Raw genomic sequence first — 25,254 nt, 5'->3', positions numbered from 1 at the left:
AATTAATCCTCATATCCCACTAGACTTTTAGCAAGTCTAACTGCTTCTACAGCATTTGCAGAATATCCATCAGCTTTAATTTTATCTGCAAAATCTTGAGATATACAGCCGCCGCCAACCATAACCTTAAAATTTCCTATGTCATGGGTATCTCCTTCAACTACACCTATAACTATTTTATATTTACTGTTTTTCTTCAATCACTTGATTTGACAGTAAAATTACAGTATCCTCGTCCATCTCAACCACTGCATCTGATATTTTCTTGAAAAGCTCATGTTTTTTAATTGACACTTATGTCCTCCTTTCTATGTTATTATCCAAATTGCAGTCATTCTCTAATAACTGAATAATATCTTAATTTCTATGATAATACAAATAAATATTTCTGTATATGTTTCCATTCTACAAATTTTATTAAAACAGCATTACGTCCCTCTTCACTTAAAAAAGTCATATTTTTTTATCTTGCGAAACATTTAATTCACTCAGTCTCTTTAGCTGCAACTCCGTCCATTTAAAATTCATTTTATATCACCAACCTTCTGTATTATTCGGGAATACTATCAAGAATATGTTTAATATGTGGAAATTCATCCTCACTGTGTGGAAAATTCATAGCATTATAAAACTCCATTTCAAAGTCCTTTTCTGCTGCACACTCAATAAACTGTACATCTTTAGCCACTTCCTCAGCTTCAGTTCTTTTGTCTGTACTTAAAAGAGCTATTTTAGCTCCTTCACCTGCGGCATTTCCTACAACTACTACATTATTTAAATCACAATCTGGAAACAACCCTATAACAAGAGCATTTTCTTTATTAATATAACTGCCAAAGGCACCTGCCAATATAACCCCTTCTACAGAGTCCACATTCATTTTTTTCATAAGTACCTTCGCCCCTGCATATAATGCTGATTTGGCAAGTTGTACGGCTCTTACATCTTTTTGTGTTATAGAAATATCCACTCCTATAGACGTATGACGTTTCCACACCAATACATACTCCATTCTTCCTTCTTCATCTCTACGTATTCTGGAACATACTATTTTTTTGTCAAAGGTTCCATCCTTCCCAATTATGCCGTTTTTATACATCTCCGCCACAGCATCTATTATGCCCGAACCGCATATTCCTTTTACCCCTCCCATTTCAGCTGCATTATTCCACTTATCTTCTCCAATCACCTTAAAATCAACTTCTAAAGATAGAGGATTTATTTTTACTCTTTCAATAGCTCCAGTAACTGCCCTCATGCCGTACTTTATCTGTGCTCCCTCAAGTGCAGGACCAGTTGCACAGGAAGTGGAAAACAACCCTTCTCTATTTCCAAAATCTATTTCACCATTTGTTCCAATATCAATTATTATAAGCATTTTATCCTGTTTATAGGTTTCCTGAGAAATTAATACAGAAACATTATCTGAACCTACAAAACCTCCTTCGATAGGAAGACTGTACATATAGGCCCCTTTACATATATTTATATCTAATTCCCTTGCTTTAATATTTAGCCCCTGGGATATGACAGGTGTGAAAGGAGATTGTCCGAGATATTCAGGATTTATATTTAAAGCTATATGATGCATAGCAGTGTTAAATACTATTACCATGTCATAAATCTGATTCACATCCCTATTTATTGAAGCAGCCAATTCCTTTAATAGTTTATTTATCTCTTTAATAATTAAATTATGCATCTCTTCAAGTCCGTTTTTATTTATACTGCAATAGGAAATTCTAGATAGTATATCCTCTCCATATATAATCTGTGGATTTAAACTTGAGATCTGTGTTATCACTTCACCAGTAGATAAATCACATAAAGCAGCTGCAATGGTTGTGGTACCTACGTCCATGGCAACTCCATATATATTCTCATTGAATCCGGGTTCTACAGATATAATTTCCTTATCCATCCATAATGTTACAGTTATCTTATACTTTTCTTTCCTCAATAATGAAGACAAAGTTTGCATTACTTTATAATCCATAGAAATATGTTTTTCTAGATTTTTATATTTATGCAACAATGCATCCTTAACCCGGGTAAAATCATCTCTACAGTCCTCCAGTGTGGGACTTTCTAATTCTATGTAATATTTTTTTACCCCGGGATTTAAATGAAATAATTTTGACTCTGAAGTTTCAAGGATTCTTTGCTTTCCCTTCTCACTTTTCTCAGGTACAAAAATTACCATGTCTTCGGTTATTTTAGTACAACAAGCTAATCTAAAATTCTGCAATTGCTCTTCTTTTGTCAATATTTCTCTCTCTTTTTCTGTAATTGGTGAAATACTGCTGTTACTGAAATCACTCTCCTTATTGCATGATATTTTCTCCAATTTAACTTTGCATTTTCCACAAGCTCCATTCCCCCCACAGGGAGATTCCAAATTAATACCAAATTTTTGACAAGCCTCTAAAATAGTTTTTCCTGAACATATTTTCCCCCTACGACCTGTAGGTTGAAAAATAACATTTATATGCATTAGTTCCCACCTCTTTTAAGTCAAAAGCCAAAATAATTTTATTGTAATTTTTAGTTTTCTACAAAGAATCCCCTTTTAATATTATCCAATATAATCAACCCATCTGAAACTATTACTGAGGATAAAAAAGAAATATATTATAACATAGTATACTATATAAAATCTGCTTATGCCATCTATTGAAAAGTAAGTATTTCTATATCTATAAACTTTGTAAAAATATTTTTTATTTTTTCAATATTAAAAATTAACTAATATATATTTTATATTTGACAATTTATATATAAATTTGAGCACTTGGAAAATACATGTTATAATTCACTTAAAGCATCTGTCAAGTTATTCTAACCTTGGGATAAATATAATCTCAAAAAACACGTCAAAAATGGACTTTTAATATATTATAATTTTTTCACCTAAAAGATTATTAAATTCAATAAAAAGTCAAATAATATCTATATAAGAATATAAGGGGGGCACATATAATGAAAATGTTTTTCAAAAAAATCACTGCTTTAATTGTAATTTCTTTTATGTTATTTTCTTCGTCCAATATGGTATTTACCAACAAAATCGTCTATGCATCAGATACAAACATTACAACCTGTAATGAAGTAGGAAAAACCTATTATGGATTTGAACTTACTTCAATAAAAGACATACCAAAGATCAACTCTTCTGTTATGTTATTTACTCACGTAAAAACGGGTGCAAAGCTTATGTATGTTAGCAATGAAGATATTCAAAGAGTCTTTGATATCAGTTTCCGAACTCCTACTTCAGATAATACTGGGGTAAATCATATTATTGAACACTCGGTCTTAGACGGTTCTAAAAACTATCCTGTTAAATCTCCATTTACTGAGCTTTTAAAGGGCTCCTTAGGTTCGTTCATCAATGCATTAACATATAATGACTACACTACATATCCTGTGGCCAGTACAAATGAGCAGGATCTTAAAAATTTAATGAGTGTATATTTAGACGGAGTGTTTTATCCAAATTTTACTACGAACTCTAATATATTTAAACAGGAAGGATGGAGATATGAACTTCCATCGGTAGATTCTACCCTCTCAATTAATGGTGTAGTATACAATGAGATGAAAGGCAATTACTCAAATCCAGATTATAATTTACATAATGCAAAAATGCAGTCGCTTTTTCCTGATACTTCTTATAAGTGGGATGCAGGTGGGAATCCTGAAGAAATTCCAAACCTTACAATGGAACAATTAGTATCAACATACAAAAAAAATTATTCACCTTCCAACAGCTATATATATCTATATGGTAAATTGAATATATCGGAGTATCTTGAATTTATTGACCAGAATTATTTAAGTAAATTTGACAAGGTGGAAGTAAATACTTCCATAAAACCACAGGAACCTTTGTCCAGTATACCTGTAAAAACAGCTTATTACTCTATACCAGAAGACAGTGATACAAAAGATAAAACCTATCTTTCCTTAAACTTTGTCACAGGAACTATAGATAACAGAGAAGAAAATATAGCCCTAAGTTTTTTAAGTTACCTGCTTATGGGTACAGATAATGCTCCACTTAAAAAAGCTCTAGCAGATAAAGGTATTGCAGTAAATGTATCTTCTTCCTTTAATATGGAAGGTATCCAACCTACATTTTCTATTGATGCCTCTAATTCGAATGAATCCTCCAGTGAAGTTTTTAAGCAAACCATTTTTAATACATTACAGGATATTTATAAAAATGGATTTGATGAGAATTTTCTTAAATCTGCCCTGGCATCTTATGATATAAGCGTTAACTCTGAGGAACTTATATTACCTTCCCTTGGGGGAACAGGTCTTGTGTTATCCCAAACCGCATTAGCTACATGGATATATGATAAAGATCCCACCATGTACTTTGACACGGATGACATAATGGAAAAAATCAAAGAAACAGATGAAAATGAATATTTCAAAAATCTGATTAATAAGTATTTTCTTACGAACAATTACTATTCACTAGTTATAATGAAACCTGAAGTGGGGCTTGAAAGTACAACTTCCAAAGCCTTTTCAGAAAAGCTTCGAGCTTATAAAAACAGCTTGGATGAAACAACAATTAATTCTTTGGTAAAGGATACAGAAGATTTTACCTTATGGCAAAAAAGTGAAGATTCTAAAGAAGCATTAGACACCTTGCCAAAACTTCCTTTAGATGACATTGAACTTGAACTTCCTAATTTAAGCTATAGAGTTGAAAATCAATCTGGTGTAAAAGTTCTCAGTCATGTTCAAAATTTAAATGGACTATCCACTTTGAATCTTTACTTTGATACATCCAGGGTTCCTCAAGATGAATTGCACTACTTAAGTTTATTATCCTCCTTACTTGGAAATGTAGACACCAAAAAACACACTTCCGAGGAACTTTCAAATGAAATGCTAGAAAATGCTGGAGGATCTATAAGTTTTATACCTTCTGCAATAACAAATAGTAAAAATCTTAATAAATATTCTCCTAAAATTATAGTATCCATGTTAATGCCTGAGGATACCATTGATGAATCTTTGGATATAATTAAGGAAATTATAAATGAAAGCAGCTTTGAAAATAAAGAAAAAATAAAACAGACCATACAGCAGAATAAAGCAGCTCTTCAATCAATTTTTACCTCTGGTTCTGGAAGTGCTGCACTTATGACTATGAATTCCTATATGAGTGACGGTGGAAAATACAATGAAGAACTTTCTGGTCTTTCATATTATAAGTTTTTACAAGATTTAGATGATAATTTTGATTCAAAATGGGAGGATATCTATAAAAACTTAAATGACACCTATAAGCTTGCCTTTAATAAAAATAATCTAATAGCAAGCTGCAGTGGAAGTGACTCCTCCATTAAAAAATTTAAAACCGAATTAAACCGTATAAGTTCAGAAATTACATCAAAAAGTGTTCCGGAACAAAATTATACTTTTACAAAAACCAATAAAAATGTAGCCTTTTCTTCCTCTGCCAAAGTGCAAACAATACTACAAGGTGGAACTTTAAAAGGTACTGGATATAGTTACAGTGGAAAGATGATGGTACTTCAAAATATATTAAATACAGAATATCTATGGAATGAGTTAAGAACAGCCGGCGGTGCCTATGGAGGCCAGATTTCCATCTCGTCCGATGGAAAAGTTATTCTTGCATCCATAAGAGACCCAAACCTAAAAGAAACCCTGCAAACTTTTAAAACCACAGTAAACTATCTTAAAAATTTTGAAGCATCAGATGATGAAATGACAAAATATATCATAGGTGCCATTAAAGAATTTGTAAATTTAAAGATTAGTGGACCACTTGTGGAAAGTGCCCTTTGTGATTCAATATATCTTACAGGTTTTTCCCCTAATGATCTTTTAAAATATGAAAAAGAAGCTCTTTCTACTACACCAGAAGACATACGAAATTATGGGAATATGTTAGATAAAGTTTTAAACCAAAATATATATTTCTTAGAAGGTTCCAGCGATAAAATTCAAGAGAATAAAGAATTATTCAATGAAATTATAGATACGGGAAAATAAATACCAATACCCTTAAAGTAAATTGAAATGTTCAATTATATTTTAAGGGTTTTTCCCTCTTTAATATATTTTTCTATGAATTACTACATTATCATTGTTTATCCGATAATTTATTGGTTTACAAATTTAATACAGTAAATTATAATGTTTAGTGTAATTAGAATTCATACAAATAGGGGGATATATGAAATGAAAAAAAAATTTGGAGTTTTAACTATTGTAATATTCCTGATGGGAATATTACTTACAGGATGTGGACAAACTCAAAAATCAAATGATACATCCTGGGATGATATAAAGGCAAAAGGTAAATTTGTAGTAGGACTAGATGACAGCTTCCCTCCAATGGGGTTTAGAGACGAAAAAGGTCAAATAGTTGGATTTGACATAGATATGGCAAAAGCAGCAGCAGAAAAACTAGGAGTTAAAGTTGAGTTTAAACCTGTTGAATGGGATGGCGTAATACTTAGTTTAAATAATAAGGATATAGATGTTATATGGAATGGTTTAACTATAACTGAAGAAAGGAAAAAACAAATAGCTTTTTCAAAGGTATATCTTCAAAATAAACAGATAATCGTAGTACAAAAGAATTCCACCATAAACAGTAAAAAGGATTTATCAGGCAAGACAGTGGGACTACAGATGGGAAGCAGTAGTGAAAAGGCCTTAAAAGCAGATGCTGATACCTCTAAATCTTTAAAAGAAGTCAGAAAATACTCAAATAATACAGAAGCACTTTTAGATTTAAGTCAAGGACGTACAGATGCAGTAATAGTAGATGAAGTTGTAGGGAGGTACTACATAGAAAAGAAACCTGATTTATATAAGATACTGGACGATAACTTTGGAGTAGAGGATTACGGTGTAGGTATAAGAAAAACAGATACAAGCTTTAAGGAAAAACTAGATGAAGCGCTGGATACTATAAAAAGTGATGGAACCGCTGATAAAATATCTCAAAAGTGGTTTGGTAAAAATATAGTTACAAAATAATTGGTTAGGATGTGATTTGCGTGTCTGAACTTATGGACATTACAGGATTTATACTAAAGGGAAGCTTAATAACTATAGAATTGTTTTTTATAACTGCTATTTTTTCTATACCTCTCGGTGGTATAGTTGCTATAGGAAAAATATCTAAGATTAAGCCTTTAAAAGTTATATTAAGCTTATATACTTGGGCTTTTAGAGGAACCCCTTTGTTATTGCAGCTATTTTTTGCATATTTTGGTCTTCCTGTAATTGGCATAAGATTATCACCATTAGCCGCTGCAAGCTTGGCCTTTACCATAAATTATGCCGCATATTTAGCAGAAATATTTAGAGCGGGTATTGAATCCATAGATAGAGGACAATTTGAAGCTGCAAAAGCTTTAGGAATGAATTATTATGAAACTATAACAAAAATAATCATTCCTCAAGCTATCAGAAATGTACTTCCTGCCATGTGTAACGAAAGTATAAATTTAGTAAAAGATTCAGCCTTAGTAGCTACTATTGGAGTTGGTGATCTTTTAAGAGCAGCAAAAGAGGTGGTAACTCGTGATTTTACAATTACTCCTTTTTTCATAGCTGCAGCTTTATATCTCCTTATAACTTCAGTTTTAGTTATGGGGTTTAGACAGTTAGAAAAAAAATATTCCGTAAAATAATTTATTACAAACTTTATACTGGAACTAATTTTTAGAAAGTCAAATTTTGTTATCTACTACTAACAAAGTTTGGCTTTTCTTTGTTTTTATATACATTATCATTCTCCAGACACTCTTCTAAACATTCTTCTATTACTTCCATGGTTATTTTAAATTTTTTAGTATCCTTCATCTTATACCTCCTTACTAACAATTTACCTTAGTCTCTTTAGAATTTCAATCTATTAAATCCCAATATTCAAATGGGTTTTTAGAAAACGTATACAATAAATAACTGTTAACTCAAATGAAACATTTTGGCTCTATAATAAATTTTTTTTATTATACAGCCATAAAAATTTGTATATATTGAAATCTTTTATATTTATATATTATTAAAAACTCTCAAAAAAGTTACTAAAAATTATAGTGTAATCTAAATTATATTTAAGATAAATCTAGTGTATAGTCTTTAGAAAATAAATACAAATATTTCCTTTTAACTTTCTTACCTGTTAATTTTTCTAATGCCCTTCCATAATAATAAATTTGAACTTGATATTTTTCTTTAATTGAATCTATATCTCCTACATGATCCGTTTTATAATCTACGAGTATTAATTCATTGTTTTCTTCAAAATAACAATCTATTATTCCCTGAATTAATACTTTTTCATCTCTGTATATGTGCTGTGGCAGCTGTTTATACAATTCTGTACTTTCTATTTCCATATAAAATGGAACTTCTCTATATACATTATTTGACTTTTTCATTCTTATTCCAATTTCAGAATTAAAAAACTTTATTATTTTATATATTGATATAGACTTAGCTTCTGCTTCAGTTATAAATTCTCTAAATACCAATTTATCTACTTGCTCTTTTATCTGTCCATAAGAACCAACTTTGTCAATATCAATGTGCTGCATAACAAGATGCATAATAATTCCTCTTTCAGAAGGAGTGAGTCCTTTGCTCTCCCTTAAAAAAGCCGGTTTTTTTAAGTATATTGGTTCCATAAATTCTATACCATTTTCTGTATCTATTAACTTGAATCTTCTCTTTAACTCAGATACTGAAAATTTAGCAGCTATTTTAGAAGATTGTTCATATTTATAAGTCCAATTAAGTCTTCTATACACTTCTTTTTTGTATATTTCTTTATTATTATCTGACTCTAAACTTTTAATCTGCCCTATTATATCTTCATCTGCATTCTCATCCAATGTATTTTTAAAATTATCTTTACTGTATATAAATACTTTCCATTTAGAATCATCTTCTGTTATAAGATTTAAATTATATTCAAAAGGACACACTTTTCTAATAAGTTCTCCACAAGGATGCCTTGCTACTGCAGGTCCTATCCAATCCAAAAAATTCCTGGAATTTATAAGTGAATATTCAGGAAGTTTATCTCCTTCACAATAAGCCGCTTCACACCACTTTTGAAAAGTATTTTCAATATTATCTACTGTTCCTGTTATTATAAGTTTTTCTTTAGCTCTGGTAAAAGCTACATAAAGTATTCTCATCTCCTCTGAAAGAGTTTCCATCTTTAATTTTCTTTTTAATACCTGCTTAACAATAGTAGGATAGGAAATATGTCTTTTAGAATTTACATACTCTGGTCCAAGTCCTAGTTCTTTGTGAAATAATACACTTTTATTTATATCTGTCAAATTGAATCTCTTTCCTGCTCCAGAAAGTATTATTACAGGAAACTCCAATCCTTTGCTCTTATGTATGCTCATTATTCTAACTACATTCTCATTTTCTCCAAGTATCTTGGCATTTCCCATATCAGTACTACTGCTTTTAAGTTTATTTATAAAATTTATAAAATTAAAAAGCCCCTTATAACTAATGTTTTTATACTGTTTAGCTCTTTCAAATAACATTCTTAAATTTGCCTGTCTTTGAATACCTCCAGGCATAGCGCCTACAAAGCCATAATATCCTGTTTCTATATAAATATGCCATATAAATTCATCTATGGGCATATGTATCACTTTTCTTCTCCAAAGACAAAGTTTATTAAAAAATTGTTCCACCTTATATTCCAATTTTTCATCTATATGTTCTAGAGAGTATTTTAACTCTAGACTATGCTCCTTTATAGCTTTTAGTATTTCGTAAAAAGATATTTCTCTATTAACTACTCTTAAATCTATAAGATCCTCTGGAGAAAATCCTCCTATAGGAGAGCGGAGCACTGCTATAAAGGGAATATCTTGAAGCGGATTATCTATTATTTGAAGAAGAGATATTATAGTTTTTATTTCAATAGCCTGAAAATACCCCACAGAAGTATCAGCAAATACAGGTATTCCTGAATTATTTAGTTCCTCCACAAACACAGGTGCCCAATTTTGTGTAGCACGCATCAATATCACTATATCTTTATACATTATAGATCTATAGTTATCAATTTCCTTATCATATACTTTAAAACCATGCTGATCCAATGAGGGATTTACTAATTCATTTATCTTTGATGCCACCAATCGTGCCTCCGCGGAAATAGCATCTAATAAATCTTCCTCATTTTCATCTTCTTCTAATTTATTCTCATTTTCCTTTTTATCTACCACATGAAGTTCTACATCTCCACCACAATTTCCTTCAGAAGGTTTATATCTTGCTGAACTCTTTAAACATTCTTCCTCACCATAGTCAAGTTCTCCAACTTCCCTGCACATTATTTGTTTAAATATATAATTTATAGCATCTATTATTTCTTTTCTGCTTCTAAAATTTTCAGACAGCTTGATTTTCCTATTTTTACTACCCTCTTTTTCATCATAACTATTATATTTTTCTAAGAATAATTCTGGCCTTGCCTGTCTAAATCTATATATACTCTGCTTTACATCTCCCACCATAAATAAATTAGCATAAATATCTTTCCTAGTTATCATATTCATTATAACTTCTTGAACTTCATTACTGTCTTGATACTCATCTATAAATATTTCTTCAAAGTATTCTCTGTATTCTAAAGCCGCTTCCGAGGGAATTATATCTCCATTCTTATCTCTACTGGTTAATATTTCAAGGCAGAAATGCTCTATATCATTAAAATCTATCATATTTCTTTCACTTTTTTTATTATGGTATTTTTCATAGAAGTCCATAACAAGAAAAATTAAAGATTTCATTAAAGGATATACTTCTTTAAAATTTTCATATATATCATCTGTGCATAAAACTATATCTTCTCTTATACTGATTAATTTCTTTTTTACTTCATCTCTTGTATCTCTGGCTTTATCTTTATAGGATTTAAGCAGAGGCTCTGTTCTTTTAGAGGGAAGTTTATTAAAACTTAACTTAATAAATTCATCTCTTATTTCATCCCAGGCGGTAATACTCATAAGTTTATCTATACTTTCAATATCACTTTTAAGAGCTTCCAGATAATGTTCCAATCCTTCTATATTTTCAATTGTATTTAGTATATTTTTCATCTTATTTTTACAACCTTTAAGCTCCACAGTTACATTGTGCATCAATACCTTAGCCCACTTAGTATCTCCAAAATCAAAATCACTGCCTAAATCGAAGTCTTTTAAGACATCGTGAAGCCATTTTTTAGGCCATGGATTACCCTGAGAAAATTCATATAGGGAAAGTACAATATCTTGAAGTTTACTATCATTTTTCCCCCCATATCCGTCCACCAAATTTAAAAATTCCAAATTTTCTTCTTCATACTTTTCCTCAAAAAGTTCTAAAAGGGCATCCTGCTTTAATAACTTGGATTCTGTGTCATCACATATTCTAAAATTAGGATCTAAATCTATTCTATGAAAATTATTCTTTATAACCTTAAGGCAAAAAGAATGTATTGTCATTATGTTGGATTGACTTAATAAGGCAAGTTGTCTTTGAAGATTTTTAGAAGTACAATTTAACTCAAGCAGTTTAGAAAGTGCCTCTCCAACTCTCTCTTTCATCTCAGAAGCTGCTGCATTTGTAAATGTAACCACCAATAATTTATCTATATCAACTTCTTCACTATCATCTATCACTTTCTGTAGTATTCTCTCTACCAATACTGCAGTTTTACCAGTTCCCGCTCCTGCTGCCACCAATAGGTTGCAGTTTGGAGTAAATATGGCACTTTTTTGAGTTTCCGTCCACTTTGTATTCACATTTATCACCTTATTCAATTCTATAAAAATATCAGTTCATTAGCATACTACTTTATTTTTACCCGTATTTTTTGCCTTGTATAAATTTACATCAGCCTTTCTTATCATATCTTCAACGTTTTCCTCATTATTAGAGGATATACTTATTCCCATAGAAACCGTCACATGAGATGAATTCTCATTATATTCTATGAGTTCATCTTCTATACGCTTTCTTATTGTAGTCATTCTGTTATATACATCCAAAGTTCCTTTAATATCATACATATATATTATAATTTCTTCCCCACCATATCTAGCTACTAAATCTTCTTTTCTAAGACTACTTTTTATTATATTACTTACAGTTTTAAGCACCACATCACCATATTGGTGGCCAAAATTATCATTAAATCTTTTAAAGTTATCTATATCTACCATTATAATAGCAAATCCACAGCCACAATTCTTTATCTTTTCCTTTATGACAGAAAAAAAATAATTTCTGGTAAAAAGGCCTGTTAAAAAATCTTTTTGAGAGTTTTCTTTTATCTTATTATAAAGTCTATTATTTTCTATACATATGGCAATTTGGTTACTAAGTGCAGTCAAAAGCTTAATATGCTCTTCATTTAAATAATTATATATTTTATGCTCTACTATAATTGCACCAAGAAGACTTTGTTTTAAATATATTGGCATGAATATTGAAGAGTGGATTTGAATATCATCTTTACATATATTGTTGAAGGAGTTGTGTAATTTAGTATCTAGCTGGTGTACTATTTTACTATTATATTCGTTTATACTATAATGATGTTTAGTGCTGCTTAAATTAGTACACTTTAATTTTAATTTTCTATTTTCTAAAATATACACAGTAGAGTAAGTTACTCCTAAAATTCCTATCATTATATCCTGTATTTTAGAAATTATCTCCACACTTCCAAGACATTTATTTATATACTGACTTGTCTCAACTATTAGAGACAACATATCTAGCTTTTTATCTAACTCTACAATCTTTATATTCTGTCTTTGTATGGTTTCTTCAGCCATTTTTTGATAACCTTCATAATCAAGCTTTAGTTTATTATATTTCTCTAATAATGATGCTAACATAACCCTCTCCTCTATTTAAAACTATTGATCGAGTTCTCCTTAGGTTAAGGTGGAGTTTGCCTATAAAAAATGTATTCTCCACCTTAATCTTAGAAAAACCTATCCAGATGCGTTAGCCGTGCTTATCTCCCACTTTGAAAAAGATGGACGCAGTGGCTATTTACAACATTCGGATAAATTAACCCATTAGATAATTAATACAATGCAGCCATAAAAATTATTGTATATTAATAATTATACTTTTAAAAGTGTATATTCACAAGAAAATTTTTCCTTATAAATATGTCTAACATTATGTAAATTATTCTTAACAATTTACATCTCTCAAACAGCTCATTTAAAATAATATATAATAAAATTAAAATTTATATTACAATTATAACTCTTAATTTCACATTATACTACTCATAAGGAATGTCCATTAGATTTTTTACATTAAATTAACAGAGTATTTATGACTTTATTCTCCAAAATTCTAGTAAATTCTACTTAAACCTTTATGTGTTTTTATATTAGGGGTTTACTAACAATGAGGCCATAATTGAGTAAAAAACATAACATAATTTTACATATGATTAGTTAAAAAAGAATTTACCAAATAAAATATCAAGTCATCTGGTAAATTAAGTATTATTTCATTATGCAATAAACTACAATAAAAATTTTCTAATTTCTTCCTTCATCTCTTCCCTCTTACATACAGTATCATGAACAACTTTGCTATCTTCCAATTTTCTTATAGGTGCTGGAATTTCAAGTGATGCAATTTTACTCATAACTTCCACAAGTTCCAGATCTTCCTGAGAACTATATTTAGTGTCCAAAGCACTCATTACAGATTTGGTGAATTTAAATGGACTTGCTGTTGAAATCACTATGGTTTTTGTATCATCACAAGTATCCCTCAAGTAATTTTTATATACAGAATAGGCTACAGAAGTATGAGTATCCATAAGATACTGATATGTATCAAAGGTTTCTTTTATGCACTTCAAAGTCTCTTCTTCACTCGCAAATCCTCCGTAAAATACCTTCAATTCCTCTTTCATGCTTTCACTAACTGTATACTTACTGTGTTCACTTAAATTTGTCATGAGTTTGTTCACAACCGTGGAATCCTTGCCGCTTATATCATATATAAGTCTCTCAAGATTGCTTGATATAAGTATATCCATGGAAGGAGATATAGTTAAAATAAATTCTCTTTCTGCATCATAGGTTCCATTTTCAAAGAAATCGTAAAGTACCCTATTTTCATTTGATGCGCATATGAGCTTGTTAATTGGAAGTCCCATTTTTTTAGCATAATAAGCTGCAAGTATATTCCCAAAGTTTCCTGTAGGAACAGAAAAATTTATTTTGTCCCCAAAGTTTATTTCTCCTCTTCTCAAAAGTTCCATATATCCATAAAAATAATAAACTACTTGAGGAATAAGTCTTCCTATGTTTATGGAATTGGCAGAAGAAAATCTGTAGGAATTTTCATTTAGTTCTTCCTTTAATTCATGATCATTGAAAATTTTCTTTACTTCGCTTTGGGCATCATCAAAGTTTCCTTCTATACCTATTACTTTTGTATTTTCCCCCTGCTGGGTCACCATCTGCTTTTTTTGAATTTTGCTTACTCCCTGTTCCGGGAAAAATACTACTATTTTAGTCCCTTCTACATTTGCAAAGCCCTCCAAAGCGGCCTTTCCTGTATCTCCAGATGTCGCTGTAAGTATTACTATTTCTTTATGTAATTTCTGTTTTTTAGCAGCAGTCTTCATCAAATGCGGCAAAAGGCATAATGCCATATCCTTAAAAGCTAAAGTTGGACCATGAAATAGCTCTAGATAAAATACATCTCCGACTTTTTCCAAAGGAACTATTTTATCCGATTCAAATTTATTATCATAGGCTAAATCTATGCATTCTTTTAATTCTTCTTTGCTAAAGTCTGTAAAGAATTTTTCAATTATACACAAGGCCAATTCCTTATAAGTCATATACTTAAGTTTTTTTAACCCCTCTTCATCTATAAAAGGTATGGTATGCGGAATAAATAATCCCCCATCCTCGGATATTCCATTTAATATTGCCCTGGATGCAGTAAAATTTTTATTTAGACCTCTGGTACTATTATAATAAATCTCCTTCAAAATATATCACTCCTCCTAAAATTATAACACCATGTAGTTAACACATATTAATATATATAATAACATATGACATATAACTTGAAAATTATAATTGAAACATATTCTTGCCACGTTAAATTATATTTTAAAATAAATATTTATTATTTATAATATACTCACGCAGCTCTCATAGTAACTATATGATTAATTAAAGCAATAGATAAAAAAGTCAGTCCTGATATACACACTCCCATCCAACCGTATGAATTCCAACTGTAGGTACCTATAAAAGAGCCTAACGCTCCCCCGATAAAATAGGCAACCATAAAAACTGTATTTAATCTACTTCTAGCTTCTGGTAAAAGACTGTGTACACGGGTTTGATTTGAAACTTGACCTGATTGAGTACCGAGATCTAGTAATATTAATCCAATTATAAGCCCTACAATATTATGTCCAAATATGAGAAATACTACAAATCCCGCTGCAGCAAAAAAAATAGAAATACCTACAGTAAATTTAGTTCCTTTCTTATCACTAAAACTACCTATAATAGGAGCAGCAATTACCCCTGATATTCCAATTAGACTAAATAATCCTGCCGTCTTGCTTCCCATATTATAACTTGGCGATTCTAAAAAGAATATAATGGTTGTCCAAAATATACTGAAAGCTCCAAACATCATGGCGCCACTTAAAGATGCTTCTCTAAGCAGTGATTCTTTCTTAATTATATCTTTTAAAGAAATAAGTATATTTTTATAGGATTCCCTAGACAAAGGCTCACTTTTAGGTAAAAATCTAACTACTGCTATATATAAAATAATCATGAGTACAGCAGCAATGTAATACATACTTCTCCATCCCAGAAAAGTTCCTATAAATCCACTTATGGTACGAGCTAATAAAATGCCTGCTAGAAGTCCCCTCAAAACAGTTCCTAGAACTCTCCCCCTTTCTTCAGGCAATGAAAGTTCTGCTGCAAAAGGCACTATAAGTTGGGGAATTACTGTTGTAAATCCAACTAAAAAGCTGCAGACAATAACAGCCTTTATATCTTTACAAGAAACAAATAAAAGTAAAGATATTGCAGAAGCCAATAATAATTTTAAAATCATTCCTTTTCTTTCTATGATATCACCCAAGGGTATTATAAAAAACATTCCTATTCCATATCCTATTTGAGTAAAAGTAGATACTAAACCTATATCCTTTGTAGATACATTGAAGCTTCGAGATAACTCTCCAAGCAAAGGCTGGTTGTAATATAGATTTGCTACCGTTACTCCACAAATTATAGCCATAATCCAAACAAGTCTGGAATCTATATTTTTATGGTCTATTTCTTTATGCTCCATAATAAATTCCTCCATAGATTTTTATAAAATTTATTTCGATTATATCATAAATCTAATGCATAATGTTTTTACTAAATAACAATAATAGAAATAAATACTTTAAAATATATTGTTAATTTTATTTCTTTATGATATACTAATGTAATCAATAATTAATAAACACCGATATACAAAATTAAGATATATCAATTATAAGTGTTTTATCTTAGGAGGATAATAAATGAAAACAGGAACAGTAAAATGGTTTAACTCTGAGAAAGGATTTGGATTTATTGAAGTCCCAGGTGAAAATGACGTTTTCGTACATTTCACTGCAATTCAGAGTAATGAAGCAAGAAAGAACTTAGAAGAAGGTCAGAAAGTTCAATTTGATGTTGAAGAAGGACCAAAAGGTCTTCAAGCTGCTAATGTTGTAAAATTATAATACAATTTTATAGCATAATAAAACATCTTAACATAAATGAACGAATGTTTTAACCACCTTTATTTTTAAAAGGTGGTTTTTCATTTTTAAAAACAGTTTTTAATTCTTATATATTATTTCCTAGGACTTTTTCTTTCAATTTAAGCCCTGTATCTGTAACTGCAACCCCTCCAAGAGCTGTTTCCCTTAATTCACAGGGTAATTGCCTTCCCACTTTATACATAGCCAAAACAGTATCATCAAAAGGAATTTTACTGCAGACTCCTGCCATAACCATATCCGCTGTAGTCAATGCACTTACTGTTCCACCCACATTTCGCTTGGCACATGGAATTTCTACAAGCCCTGCTACCGGGTCACACACTAATCCCATTATATTCTTTATTACTATGGCTGCTGCATCCAATGCTTGTTTGGGAGTACCACCCATAATCTCAACTATTCCTGCAGCTGCCATGGCTGCTGCAGAACCACATTCTGCCTGACATCCACCTTCTGCCCCGGACATACTGGCATTTTTAGCTATTATTATCCCTACTCCAGAAGCAGTGAACAATCCCTTAATCATATCCTCATCTTTTTTATCTAATATTTCTCCTGCAGTTATTATTGCTCCTGGAATTATCCCACAGGAGCCTGCTGTAGGTGCAGCCACAATTTTTCCCATGGCAGCATTTACTTCTGAACATGATAAAGCTCTTGCCATAGCCTTTATCATATACTTACCTGTAAGAGTCTCTCCCTTTTCATAATATCTATTTAATTTATAAGCATCTCCTCCTGTAAGTCCACTTATAGATTTCATTTTATGAGTTAACCCATATTCTGCAGAATCTTTCATCACATAAAAATTTTTTGTCATAGCCTTAAAAACTTCTTCTCTACTTCTATTCTCTGATTTCATTTCTTCTTCAATTACATACTCCCATATTTTCATCTTCTTTTTACTGCATATATCTATTAATTCATTGCCAGTATCAACCATGTTACTCCTCCTCATTTACAGGGTTTATAGCCCTTACTTTATATATATTAGGTATATTTTCTATTTCATCCACTACATCTTTTATGATAAAATCATCCACCTCAAATACCATAACCGCTCTGGAACCTTTTATACTTTTTCTATATACTTTCATAAAAGCTATATTTATTTCATGTTCATAAAGTACTTCCGATACCCTGGCAACCATACCTGGCATATCTAAATGGTTTATAAGTATAGTAGGATAAACCCCTGTAAATTCTATTTTATCCTTATCTACTTCATTTATCACTACATTACCTCCACCTATAGATGAGCCCATTATTTGTGACACTTCGCCGTTTTTTTTAGTTATAATAAATTTAACTGTATTTGGATGTACATCTCCTAAATCCATTTCTATAAATTCTACAGAAATACCTCTTTCCTCCGCTATTTCCATAGAGTTCTTTAAATTTTCATCCCATGGACTCATACCTAATATTCCAGCAACCAGTGCTTTATCTGTGCCATGCCCTTTATAAGTTTTTGCAAAAGAACCATGAAGTAAAAACTGAACTTTCGAAATATTGTCTTCTGCAATAATTTCCGCAATTTTAGCTAATCTTGCGGCTCCTGCCGTATGAGAACTTGAAGGCCCTATCATAATAGGTCCTAAAATATCAAAAACGCTATATTCTCTCACCTTAACACCAACCTCCCAACAATCTTATATTATAAGAATTTACACATAAAAGTAAATACTATTATTATATCTAAAATTAGAATATTACATCATAAATCTACATAATATAAACTTTGTAATTATAATATAATTATAAAAAAAGTTATATAAGGAGGATTAACTATGTATAATAAAAATATTCAATTATTAGAATTAGAACGCATTTATGGCAGAATTAGTCCTTTTGAACTAAAAGATAAACTAATTAATCTTGCTAAAAATCAAAAGAAAAAAAGCATTCGCACTCTTTTAGATGCCGGAAGAGGTAATCCCAATTGGGTATCAATTACCCCTAGAGAAGCCTTTTTTACCTTTGGGCAGTTCGCTGCAGAAGAATGTAGAAGAACTTGGAATCAAGATACCTTGGCTGGAATGCCCCAGAAAAAGGGTATTGATAAAAGATTTTACACATATCTGGAAAATCACAAAAATTCCCCCGGAGTAAAATTACTTAAGAACATTATAAATTATGGTATCAATTTTCAAGGATTCATTGCAGAAGATTGGATTTATGAACTAACAGATGGAATTATTGGTGACAATTACCCTACTCCAAATAGAATGTTAATCCATGTAGAAAAAATAATTCATCAATATTTAATTGAACGGATATACAATATTAAAGATTCTTCCCTAGAGTTTAAATTATTTTCAGTAGAAGGTGCCACTGCAGCAATATGTTACATATTTGACTCTCTAATAGCCAATGAATTATTACATAGAAGAGATAAAATTGCAATTATGACTCCGATTTTCACCCCCTATCTCGAAATTCCAGTTATACCTAGATACGATTTTGACCTAATCAGGATTATGGCATCTGAATCTCTAGAAGACAGTACTCATACTTGGCAATATCCTAAATCAGAACTTGAAAAATTATATGACCCAGGCATTAAAGCTTTATTTTTAGTTAATCCCAGTAATCCTCCTTCAGTAGCTATAAGATCTGAATCTATAGAATATTTGGTGAAAATAGTTAAAAATAAAAACCCCAATTTAATGATAATTTCCGATGATGTATATGGAACTTTTCCAGATAATTTTCATTCTATAGTATCAGCTTTACCTTTTAATTCCATAGGAGTCTATTCTTTTTCAAAATACTTTGGAGTAACTGGTTGGCGTTTAGGAACAATTGCTCTTCATAAAAATAATATATTCGATAAACTTTTAAAAACATTACCGGAAAATAAAAAAAAATCTATTAAGAAACGCTATGAAGCCCTTTCAGTCAACCCCGGAGAAATTGATTTTATCGATAGAATTGTGGCAGATAGCCGTCAAGTAGCACTCCAACATACCGCAGGCCTTTCTACCCCCCAACAAGTACAAATGGCTTTTTTTGCAGCTTTTGATCTACTGGACAAAGAAAAAAAATATAGAAACTTAACAAATAGCATTTGTAGAAAACGCAAAAAATTATTATTTGATGGATTGGGAATAGATTTACAAAAAAATGAATATGATGCCTCTTATTATGCTGAATTTGATTTGCTTGAATGGTCAGAGCATCATTATGGTAAAGAATTTGGATCATACTTAAAGGAAAATTATAAACCAGTGGATATTCTTTTTAAATTGGCCGAGAAATCTTCCATAGTACTATTAAGTGGTGCCGGATTTTATGCACCAGAATGGTCCATAAGAATCTCCCTTGCAAACTTAAATGATGAATCCTACTCCGAAATAGGCCATATACTCCACAATATTTTAAAAGACTGCCTGAGAGATTGGAAAAACAGCCAAAAATCAAGTGATTCTTAGGTTCAGGTGGAGCTTGCTTATGAGAACTGCTTTTCTCCAGCTGAACCTTATTAACAGTATTCTTAGTGTCTTTAGCACTTAGAATACGTTATCCTTTAGGGGAAGAACTTATCCAGGCGCGTAGCAGTGCTTATCCCCCACTTTGATAGAAGATGGGGTGTTAGCAGTGGTAGCGATCGGATAAAACAATTAAAATTATAGGGTTACTTGATATCAAACAGAAAACAGATTCCTATGACAATAATATCATCATAGGAATCCATTTAAACAGTATTATATGAAATAAACTAGAACACTAATTTGTTTTTTATTGAAGATATTTATCATTCTCTAATTTTATAAAGGCATTTTATCTATACACATACATTCTAAATGTTCCTTTATTTCTTCTATGCTTTTGCCTATACTAGAATCTACTACAGCTATCAGTGCTGATTCTACCAATGCTCCATTTATTATTTGAACCTTTGATTGCATACTCTTGTCCAAAAATTCAATTGCCATCTCCGCATTCATATATGCGCTGCCCAAATCAAATAATATAAGCACTCCATCTTCACTATAAACCTTTTCTATAGCACTTTTTATTTTACATGCATCAGTACCAAGTCTGCCGTCCTTTGTACCTCCAGCAGATGCCACATTACTCTCTGGAGAAATTTGTTCAACCAGATTTTTCACCCCTCTAGCAATTTCACTACTATGAGATACGATTACAACGCCAACCATCAAAATAACCTCCTAATAAAATTAGTTAACCTAAATTAACTCTTTTCTACTGCACATAGTTCTTTAACTTTTTCATAAATAGCATTTAACATAAGATAACTGGATGTAGCCCCCGGATCTGGATACCCTATACTTTTTTCTCCTAGATAACTGGCTTTTCCATTTTTACAAATTATACTTTCAGTACTTTTTACTCCTATAAGAGCAGCATTTCTTACATTCTCGAGAGATTGTATACTATCTAATCCCTTACTTATAGAATATCTTAAAGAGTTCACTGCAGGTTCTATGGCGTCTATCATGGTTTTACCTCCAAGCTTTCCTCTTCCTCTCATTTTAATCCCAACTAAAGCTTGTTCAAGCATTTCTAAAAAATCCTTTATATCCACAGTCTGTTTTCCATCTGCTGTCATGCCTGCTCTTATAAAGGCAGTACCGTAAAGAGAACCTGATGCCCCTCCTGTATTTGATACCAGAATCATACCAACCTTTTTAAGAATATGCCCTATATCATTTAGGTCCTTATCCTTCAGTTTTCTTCTCACAGCCGTAAATCCCTTGTCCAAATTCAAACCATGATCTCCATCTCCTATAGCTGCATCAAGTTCGGTTAAATAATCTACATTCTCATTTATCAATATGGCCATACTATTTAATATTTCTCTTACCTGTACTCCATTTATGCTCATATATATGTATCTCCTTCTACATTTATATTTTATATAAATAGATATTTTTAGCAGCTACGTTATCGTTTACAGCTATACTATCCATCACCATTTTATTCTCTTTATATTTGTTACATATAATATATAAGAAATATAGAAAATGTGCAATGTTTTATTCATAAAATAAAAAAATAATTTGGTACATTTATAATTACCGCTACATAATATAAATAGAAGTAAAAGTATGCCATTATACTTTTTAAATGCTTTTACTTCTATAATAAAGCTAACAGGAAGTGATTTCAATTGTCCTATGGTGAAATAAATTATGGCTACAGAGGGCTTATAGCGGGTGTAAATACAAAAATTCCTTCAAAAAACAATAAATTTGTAACTGCCATAAATTTTGATAATGCAGCTACTACTCCCCCTTTTAACTATGTTTTAAAAAAAATAAATGATTTTTCACCATATTACTCCTCAATTCATAGAGGAACTGGTTTTAAATCTCAATTTTCCTCTGAAGCTTATGAGCTTTCAAGAAATACTATATGTAATTTTGTCCACTGTGACAGCAAAGAAAATACGGTAATCTATGTAAAAAATACTACAGAAGCCATAAATAAATTATCCTATATACTCAATGATTTGTATAAAGATTCAGTTATATTGACCACTCGAATGGAACATCATTCTAATGATCTACCCTGGAGGCATAAATTTAAAGTAGATTATGTAGAATTGGACGAGCTCGGAAAATTAAATTTATCAGATTTAAAATATAAATTGAAAAAGCATAACGGTAAAATTAAATTGGTATGTGTAGCAGGAGCTTCAAATGTAACAGGATATAAAAATCCAATATATGAAATAGCAAAAATTGCCCACAGCTTTGGAGCAGAAATTCTTGTAGACGGTGCACAAGCAGTAGCCCATTACCCTATATATATGAACCGTCCCCTGAAAGAAGAATGTATTGACTATTTGGCCTTCTCTGCCCACAAAATGTATTCTCCTTTTGGTATAGGTGTACTGATAGGTCCAAAAAAAATCTTTTATAATGCAGCTCCTGAATACAGTGGAGGTGGTACTATAAAACTTGTAACAGATGATTATGTACTCTGGGCTGACCCTCCTGAAAAAAACGAAGCTGGAACTCCTAATGTAATAGGAGTAATAGCACTTACAGCCGCAATAAAAGTATTGAATAAACTAGGTATGAATGCCATAGACAATAAAGAAATAGAACTTTATAAATATGCTTTAAATAAAATGATGAAACTTCCAGATATTATTTTTTATGGTGATACAAAACCTGATTGCAATAAGGTTGCCATACTGCCTTTTAATATAAAAGGAATTCACCACGAAACCACTGCGAAACTTCTTTCAGAACTTAGTGGTATTGCAGTAAGAAATGGATGCTTTTGTGCCAACCCTTATGTACAGAGACTTTTAAAACTTTCTCCAGAGGAAATAAATTATTTTAAATATAATTATAACGATTTTCGCCCCGGCATGGTTAGATTAAGTTTTGGATTATATAATACTTATAGCGAAGTTGATATTTTAATTAATACTTTGAAAAAGATAATTAAGAACAAAAGTACTATATAATAAATTTACCTCTATAATACAACATATATTTTTATCAAATATGTTGTATTATAATTTTTTGTATTATCAAGTAATTCCTGAATTTGTGTAATTCAACTGGTAATTTTCCTAATTCTACTGAATCTCTACCATTTATTATTTAGCAGAAAGTCCTGCAGACAATATAAACAACATAACTATTGGGGTACTGTCACATATAATCCAACCCAAAAATATAAATATAAGGTTTGATTTACCATATCTTTTATAAAAGTATAATATAAGATTATATATGAAAAATAAATTGGTCATAATAAATATAAGTATTACTGGAACAGGATTTGATATTCCATAGGCTACTACAGTATGGATCATAAAAATTAATGCTAAAACAGTAGTTATTATAAAAAATATTCTAAGTCCATCCCTATTTTTAACTTTAAAAAATATATAACATGCATCATATATGCATAATGCCAAAGGAATTAAAGCAATAATTTCTAATTTATCTACATAAAAATATGCTGCAGTCAAAGCTGCTACAAAAAACAAGATTTTAATATTAAAATTCAAACTTTTGTCATTCATTATAAACACTATCCTTTATCCTCATATATTTTAAATATTTTTATGTTTTTGAATATACCACCTACATATTCCTTGTTATAATAATACTTGAAAAATAAAATTTATTCAACATGGGAGATGATCTATTGTCACTTTTAATACTGCAAATTTTTATCATATCTATAGTGGCTGGTATAGTTGGCTCCATATTGGGCTTAGGTGGTGGGACCGTAATTACCCCTGCTCTTACAATTTTATTTGGTATAGATATAAAATATGCCATAGGTGCCAGTCTAATATCGGTAATCGCCACCTCCAGCGGTTCTGCTGTGGCTTACATAAGGGATAAACTAACCAATATAAGGATTGGAATGTTTCTGGAAATAGCTACTACCCTAGGGGCTATAACAGGTGCTTTTCTGGGCGGAATCATAAATCCATATTATCTTTACTTCTTATTTGGTATACTTCTTCTATATTCTGCCTTTGCCATGTTTAAAAAAGGTAGGATGGAATCTACTGAAATTATTGAGACTCATCCTCTTGCAGAAAAACTCAAACTGAATGGACAATATCATGATAAATTTTTAAATGAAGATATATCATACAAAGTATCTGGAGTGCCTTCAGGATTTGGAGTAATGTATGGCGCTGGAATTATTTCAGGTCTCCTTGGGATTGGAAGTGGAAGTTTTAAAGTTATGGCTATGGACTTATTCATGAAATTACCTCTAAAAGTTTCCAGTGCCACCAGTAATTTTATGATGGGTGTTACTGCCACTGCCAGTGCAGGAATATATCTTTTAAGAGGAGACATAGATCCTAAAATTTCTGCTCCAGTTGCCCTGGGAGTGTTATTAGGTGCTACCATAGGGGCTAAAATCATGGAAAACATGAAAAGTAAGACTATCAGAAAAATATTTGTGCCTTTTCTTATTTATATATCAATACAAATGATATTGAAAGGATTAGGAGGAAAATAATGAAAAAACATACCACTAATAAAAAAGATACATATAATATAGAATTAATAATAGGAATTTTTTTAAGAATAGGAATAATACTAAGTTCAATTATAATACTTACAGGTCTTATAATGTTTTTAACATTAGGTTATACGGGATATTCACCTAACTATTATCCTACTTCACCCCTGGAAATATTAAAAGATAGTATTTATTTAAAACCCTATGCCATTATAATGTTAGGACTATTAGCCTTAATACTGATACCTATGCTGCGGGTGGCAATATCTATACTAGTATTTTTAAAAGAAGAAGACTTCTTATATGTGAAAATTACCACATTGGTACTTTTAATACTTATACTAAGCTTTTTTATAGAAAAGTAAGTGAATTTAAAATAATTATCCTCCAGTTAA

Annotated in this window: 20 protein-coding genes; 8 read left to right on the top strand and 12 right to left on the bottom strand. The window is 30.9% G+C overall.

What is annotated here, in order from left to right; all coding sequences use genetic code 11:
• Positions 1–2 precede the first annotated feature (2 nt).
• Positions 3–200 (bottom strand): hypothetical protein, encoded by a 198-nt coding sequence (locus BS101_RS23685; RefSeq protein ID WP_073537771.1) that lies wholly within the window; start codon positions 198–200, stop codon positions 3–5.
• Positions 201–550: 350 nt separating this feature from the next.
• Complete coding sequence (locus tag BS101_RS04695) at positions 551–2,494, bottom strand: ASKHA domain-containing protein (protein WP_073537770.1); 1,944 nt, start codon at positions 2,492–2,494, stop codon at positions 551–553.
• Between the two features lie 485 nt (positions 2,495–2,979).
• On the opposite strand from BS101_RS04695, the gene BS101_RS04690 reads away from it, so the two are divergent.
• From BS101_RS04690 to BS101_RS04680, 3 genes are all read left to right on the top strand, one after another.
• Positions 2,980–6,042, top strand: a complete 3,063-nt coding sequence (locus BS101_RS04690) for an insulinase family protein (RefSeq protein WP_073537769.1) — start codon at positions 2,980–2,982, stop codon at positions 6,040–6,042.
• A gap of 189 nt (positions 6,043–6,231) precedes the next feature.
• Positions 6,232–7,038, top strand: coding sequence for an amino acid ABC transporter substrate-binding protein (locus tag BS101_RS04685; RefSeq protein ID WP_073537768.1), 807 nt, complete (start codon positions 6,232–6,234; stop codon positions 7,036–7,038).
• A gap of 20 nt (positions 7,039–7,058) precedes the next feature.
• Entirely contained in the window at positions 7,059–7,697 is a 639-nt protein-coding gene (locus BS101_RS04680) for an amino acid ABC transporter permease (RefSeq protein ID WP_073537767.1), read from the top strand.
• Between the two features lie 49 nt (positions 7,698–7,746).
• Here the strand turns inward: BS101_RS04680 and BS101_RS24205 are convergent, their stop codons facing one another.
• The 5 genes from BS101_RS24205 to BS101_RS04660 all read right to left on the bottom strand — a co-directional run bounded on the left by BS101_RS24205 (position 7,747) and on the right by BS101_RS04660 (position 16,413).
• Complete coding sequence (locus BS101_RS24205; protein WP_265874532.1) at positions 7,747–7,869, bottom strand: hypothetical protein; 123 nt, start codon at positions 7,867–7,869, stop codon at positions 7,747–7,749.
• A gap of 254 nt (positions 7,870–8,123) precedes the next feature.
• Positions 8,124–11,834 (bottom strand): helicase-exonuclease AddAB subunit AddA, encoded by a 3,711-nt coding sequence (gene addA, locus BS101_RS04675; RefSeq protein WP_073537766.1) that lies wholly within the window; start codon positions 11,832–11,834, stop codon positions 8,124–8,126.
• Between the two features lie 39 nt (positions 11,835–11,873).
• On the bottom strand, positions 11,874–12,935 hold the full coding sequence (locus tag BS101_RS04670; protein WP_073537765.1) for a sensor domain-containing diguanylate cyclase: 1,062 nt from the start codon (positions 12,933–12,935) through the stop codon (positions 11,874–11,876).
• A gap of 650 nt (positions 12,936–13,585) precedes the next feature.
• A complete protein-coding gene (thrC, locus tag BS101_RS04665) occupies positions 13,586–15,076 on the bottom strand; it encodes a threonine synthase (RefSeq protein WP_073537764.1) in 1,491 nt (496 codons plus the stop codon).
• Between the two features lie 155 nt (positions 15,077–15,231).
• Positions 15,232–16,413, bottom strand: a complete 1,182-nt coding sequence (locus BS101_RS04660) for an MFS transporter (RefSeq protein WP_073537763.1) — start codon at positions 16,411–16,413, stop codon at positions 15,232–15,234.
• 220 nt (positions 16,414–16,633) lie between these two features.
• On the opposite strand from BS101_RS04660, the gene BS101_RS04655 reads away from it, so the two are divergent.
• Positions 16,634–16,837 carry a cold-shock protein gene (locus BS101_RS04655; protein ID WP_011989270.1) on the top strand — a complete coding sequence of 68 codons (204 nt, stop codon included), beginning with the start codon at positions 16,634–16,636 and terminating at the stop codon, positions 16,835–16,837.
• A 106-nt stretch (positions 16,838–16,943) separates the two neighbouring features.
• Here BS101_RS04655 and sdaAA read toward each other — a convergent pair whose 3' ends face one another.
• Entirely contained in the window at positions 16,944–17,822 is an 879-nt protein-coding gene (gene sdaAA, locus BS101_RS04650) for an L-serine ammonia-lyase, iron-sulfur-dependent, subunit alpha (RefSeq protein ID WP_073537762.1), read from the bottom strand.
• A 1-nt stretch (position 17,823) separates the two neighbouring features.
• Positions 17,824–18,507 (bottom strand): L-serine ammonia-lyase, iron-sulfur-dependent subunit beta, encoded by a 684-nt coding sequence (gene sdaAB / locus BS101_RS04645; protein WP_073537761.1) that lies wholly within the window; start codon positions 18,505–18,507, stop codon positions 17,824–17,826.
• 162 nt (positions 18,508–18,669) lie between these two features.
• Here sdaAB and aspD point away from each other — a divergent pair, with 162 nt between their 5' ends.
• Positions 18,670–20,313, top strand: a complete 1,644-nt coding sequence (gene aspD / locus BS101_RS04640; protein ID WP_073537760.1) for an aspartate 4-decarboxylase — start codon at positions 18,670–18,672, stop codon at positions 20,311–20,313.
• A 336-nt stretch (positions 20,314–20,649) separates the two neighbouring features.
• Here the strand turns inward: aspD and dhaM are convergent, their stop codons facing one another.
• Both dhaM and dhaL read right to left on the bottom strand, forming a co-directional pair.
• Positions 20,650–21,042, bottom strand: a complete 393-nt coding sequence (gene dhaM, locus BS101_RS04635) for a dihydroxyacetone kinase phosphoryl donor subunit DhaM (protein ID WP_011989266.1) — start codon at positions 21,040–21,042, stop codon at positions 20,650–20,652.
• 35 nt (positions 21,043–21,077) lie between these two features.
• The gene (dhaL, locus tag BS101_RS04630) at positions 21,078–21,731 is read right to left on the bottom strand and encodes a dihydroxyacetone kinase subunit DhaL (RefSeq protein WP_073537759.1); all 654 of its coding nucleotides are present in this window, start codon (positions 21,729–21,731) and stop codon (positions 21,078–21,080) included.
• Between the two features lie 285 nt (positions 21,732–22,016).
• Between dhaL and BS101_RS04625 the strand changes: the two genes are divergently transcribed.
• Complete coding sequence (locus BS101_RS04625) at positions 22,017–23,327, top strand: aminotransferase class V-fold PLP-dependent enzyme (protein ID WP_073537758.1); 1,311 nt, start codon at positions 22,017–22,019, stop codon at positions 23,325–23,327.
• Positions 23,328–23,462: 135 nt separating this feature from the next.
• Here the strand turns inward: BS101_RS04625 and BS101_RS04620 are convergent, their stop codons facing one another.
• Positions 23,463–23,894: a hypothetical protein gene (locus BS101_RS04620; protein WP_073537757.1), complete on the bottom strand. Its 432-nt coding sequence runs from the start codon at positions 23,892–23,894 to the stop codon at positions 23,463–23,465.
• A gap of 110 nt (positions 23,895–24,004) precedes the next feature.
• Between BS101_RS04620 and BS101_RS04615 the strand changes: the two genes are divergently transcribed.
• Positions 24,005–24,856 (top strand): sulfite exporter TauE/SafE family protein, encoded by an 852-nt coding sequence (locus tag BS101_RS04615; protein WP_198039569.1) that lies wholly within the window; start codon positions 24,005–24,007, stop codon positions 24,854–24,856.
• Positions 24,856–25,224, top strand: a complete 369-nt coding sequence (locus tag BS101_RS04610; RefSeq protein ID WP_073537755.1) for a DUF1634 domain-containing protein — start codon at positions 24,856–24,858, stop codon at positions 25,222–25,224. The genes BS101_RS04615 and BS101_RS04610 overlap by 1 nt, the downstream gene beginning before the upstream one ends.
• The last annotated feature ends 30 nt before the right edge of the window (positions 25,225–25,254 follow it).

It is taken from the genome of Clostridium kluyveri, assembly GCF_001902295.1.
In the GTDB taxonomy this organism is placed as follows: domain Bacteria; phylum Bacillota; class Clostridia; order Clostridiales; family Clostridiaceae; genus Clostridium_B; species Clostridium_B kluyveri_B.
This window is presented reverse-complemented; position numbering and strand designations above follow the sequence as displayed.

Bases quoted from the DNA above. Each gene is read 5' to 3' on its own strand.
- BS101_RS04695 (WP_073537770.1), bottom strand. From the start codon at position 2,494: ATGCATATAAATGTTATTTTTCAACCTACAGGTCGTAGGGGGAAAATA.
- BS101_RS04690 (WP_073537769.1), top strand. From the start codon at position 2,980: ATGAAAATGTTTTTCAAAAAAATCACTGCTTTAATTGTAATTTCTTTT.
- BS101_RS04685 (WP_073537768.1), top strand. From the start codon at position 6,232: ATGAAAAAAAAATTTGGAGTTTTAACTATTGTAATATTCCTGATGGGA.
- BS101_RS24205 (WP_265874532.1), bottom strand. From the start codon at position 7,869: ATGAAGGATACTAAAAAATTTAAAATAACCATGGAAGTAATAGAAGAA.
- BS101_RS04670 (WP_073537765.1), bottom strand. From the start codon at position 12,935: ATGTTAGCATCATTATTAGAGAAATATAATAAACTAAAGCTTGATTAT.
- BS101_RS04660 (WP_073537763.1), bottom strand. From the start codon at position 16,413: ATGGAGCATAAAGAAATAGACCATAAAAATATAGATTCCAGACTTGTT.
- BS101_RS04655 (WP_011989270.1), top strand. From the start codon at position 16,634: ATGAAAACAGGAACAGTAAAATGGTTTAACTCTGAGAAAGGATTTGGA.
- sdaAA (WP_073537762.1), bottom strand. From the start codon at position 17,822: ATGGTTGATACTGGCAATGAATTAATAGATATATGCAGTAAAAAGAAG.
- aspD (WP_073537760.1), top strand. From the start codon at position 18,670: ATGTATAATAAAAATATTCAATTATTAGAATTAGAACGCATTTATGGC.
- dhaM (WP_011989266.1), bottom strand. From the start codon at position 21,042: ATGGTTGGCGTTGTAATCGTATCTCATAGTAGTGAAATTGCTAGAGGG.
- dhaL (WP_073537759.1), bottom strand. From the start codon at position 21,731: ATGAGCATAAATGGAGTACAGGTAAGAGAAATATTAAATAGTATGGCC.
- BS101_RS04620 (WP_073537757.1), bottom strand. From the start codon at position 23,894: ATGAATGACAAAAGTTTGAATTTTAATATTAAAATCTTGTTTTTTGTA.
- BS101_RS04615 (WP_198039569.1), top strand. From the start codon at position 24,005: ATGGGAGATGATCTATTGTCACTTTTAATACTGCAAATTTTTATCATA.
- BS101_RS04610 (WP_073537755.1), top strand. From the start codon at position 24,856: ATGAAAAAACATACCACTAATAAAAAAGATACATATAATATAGAATTA.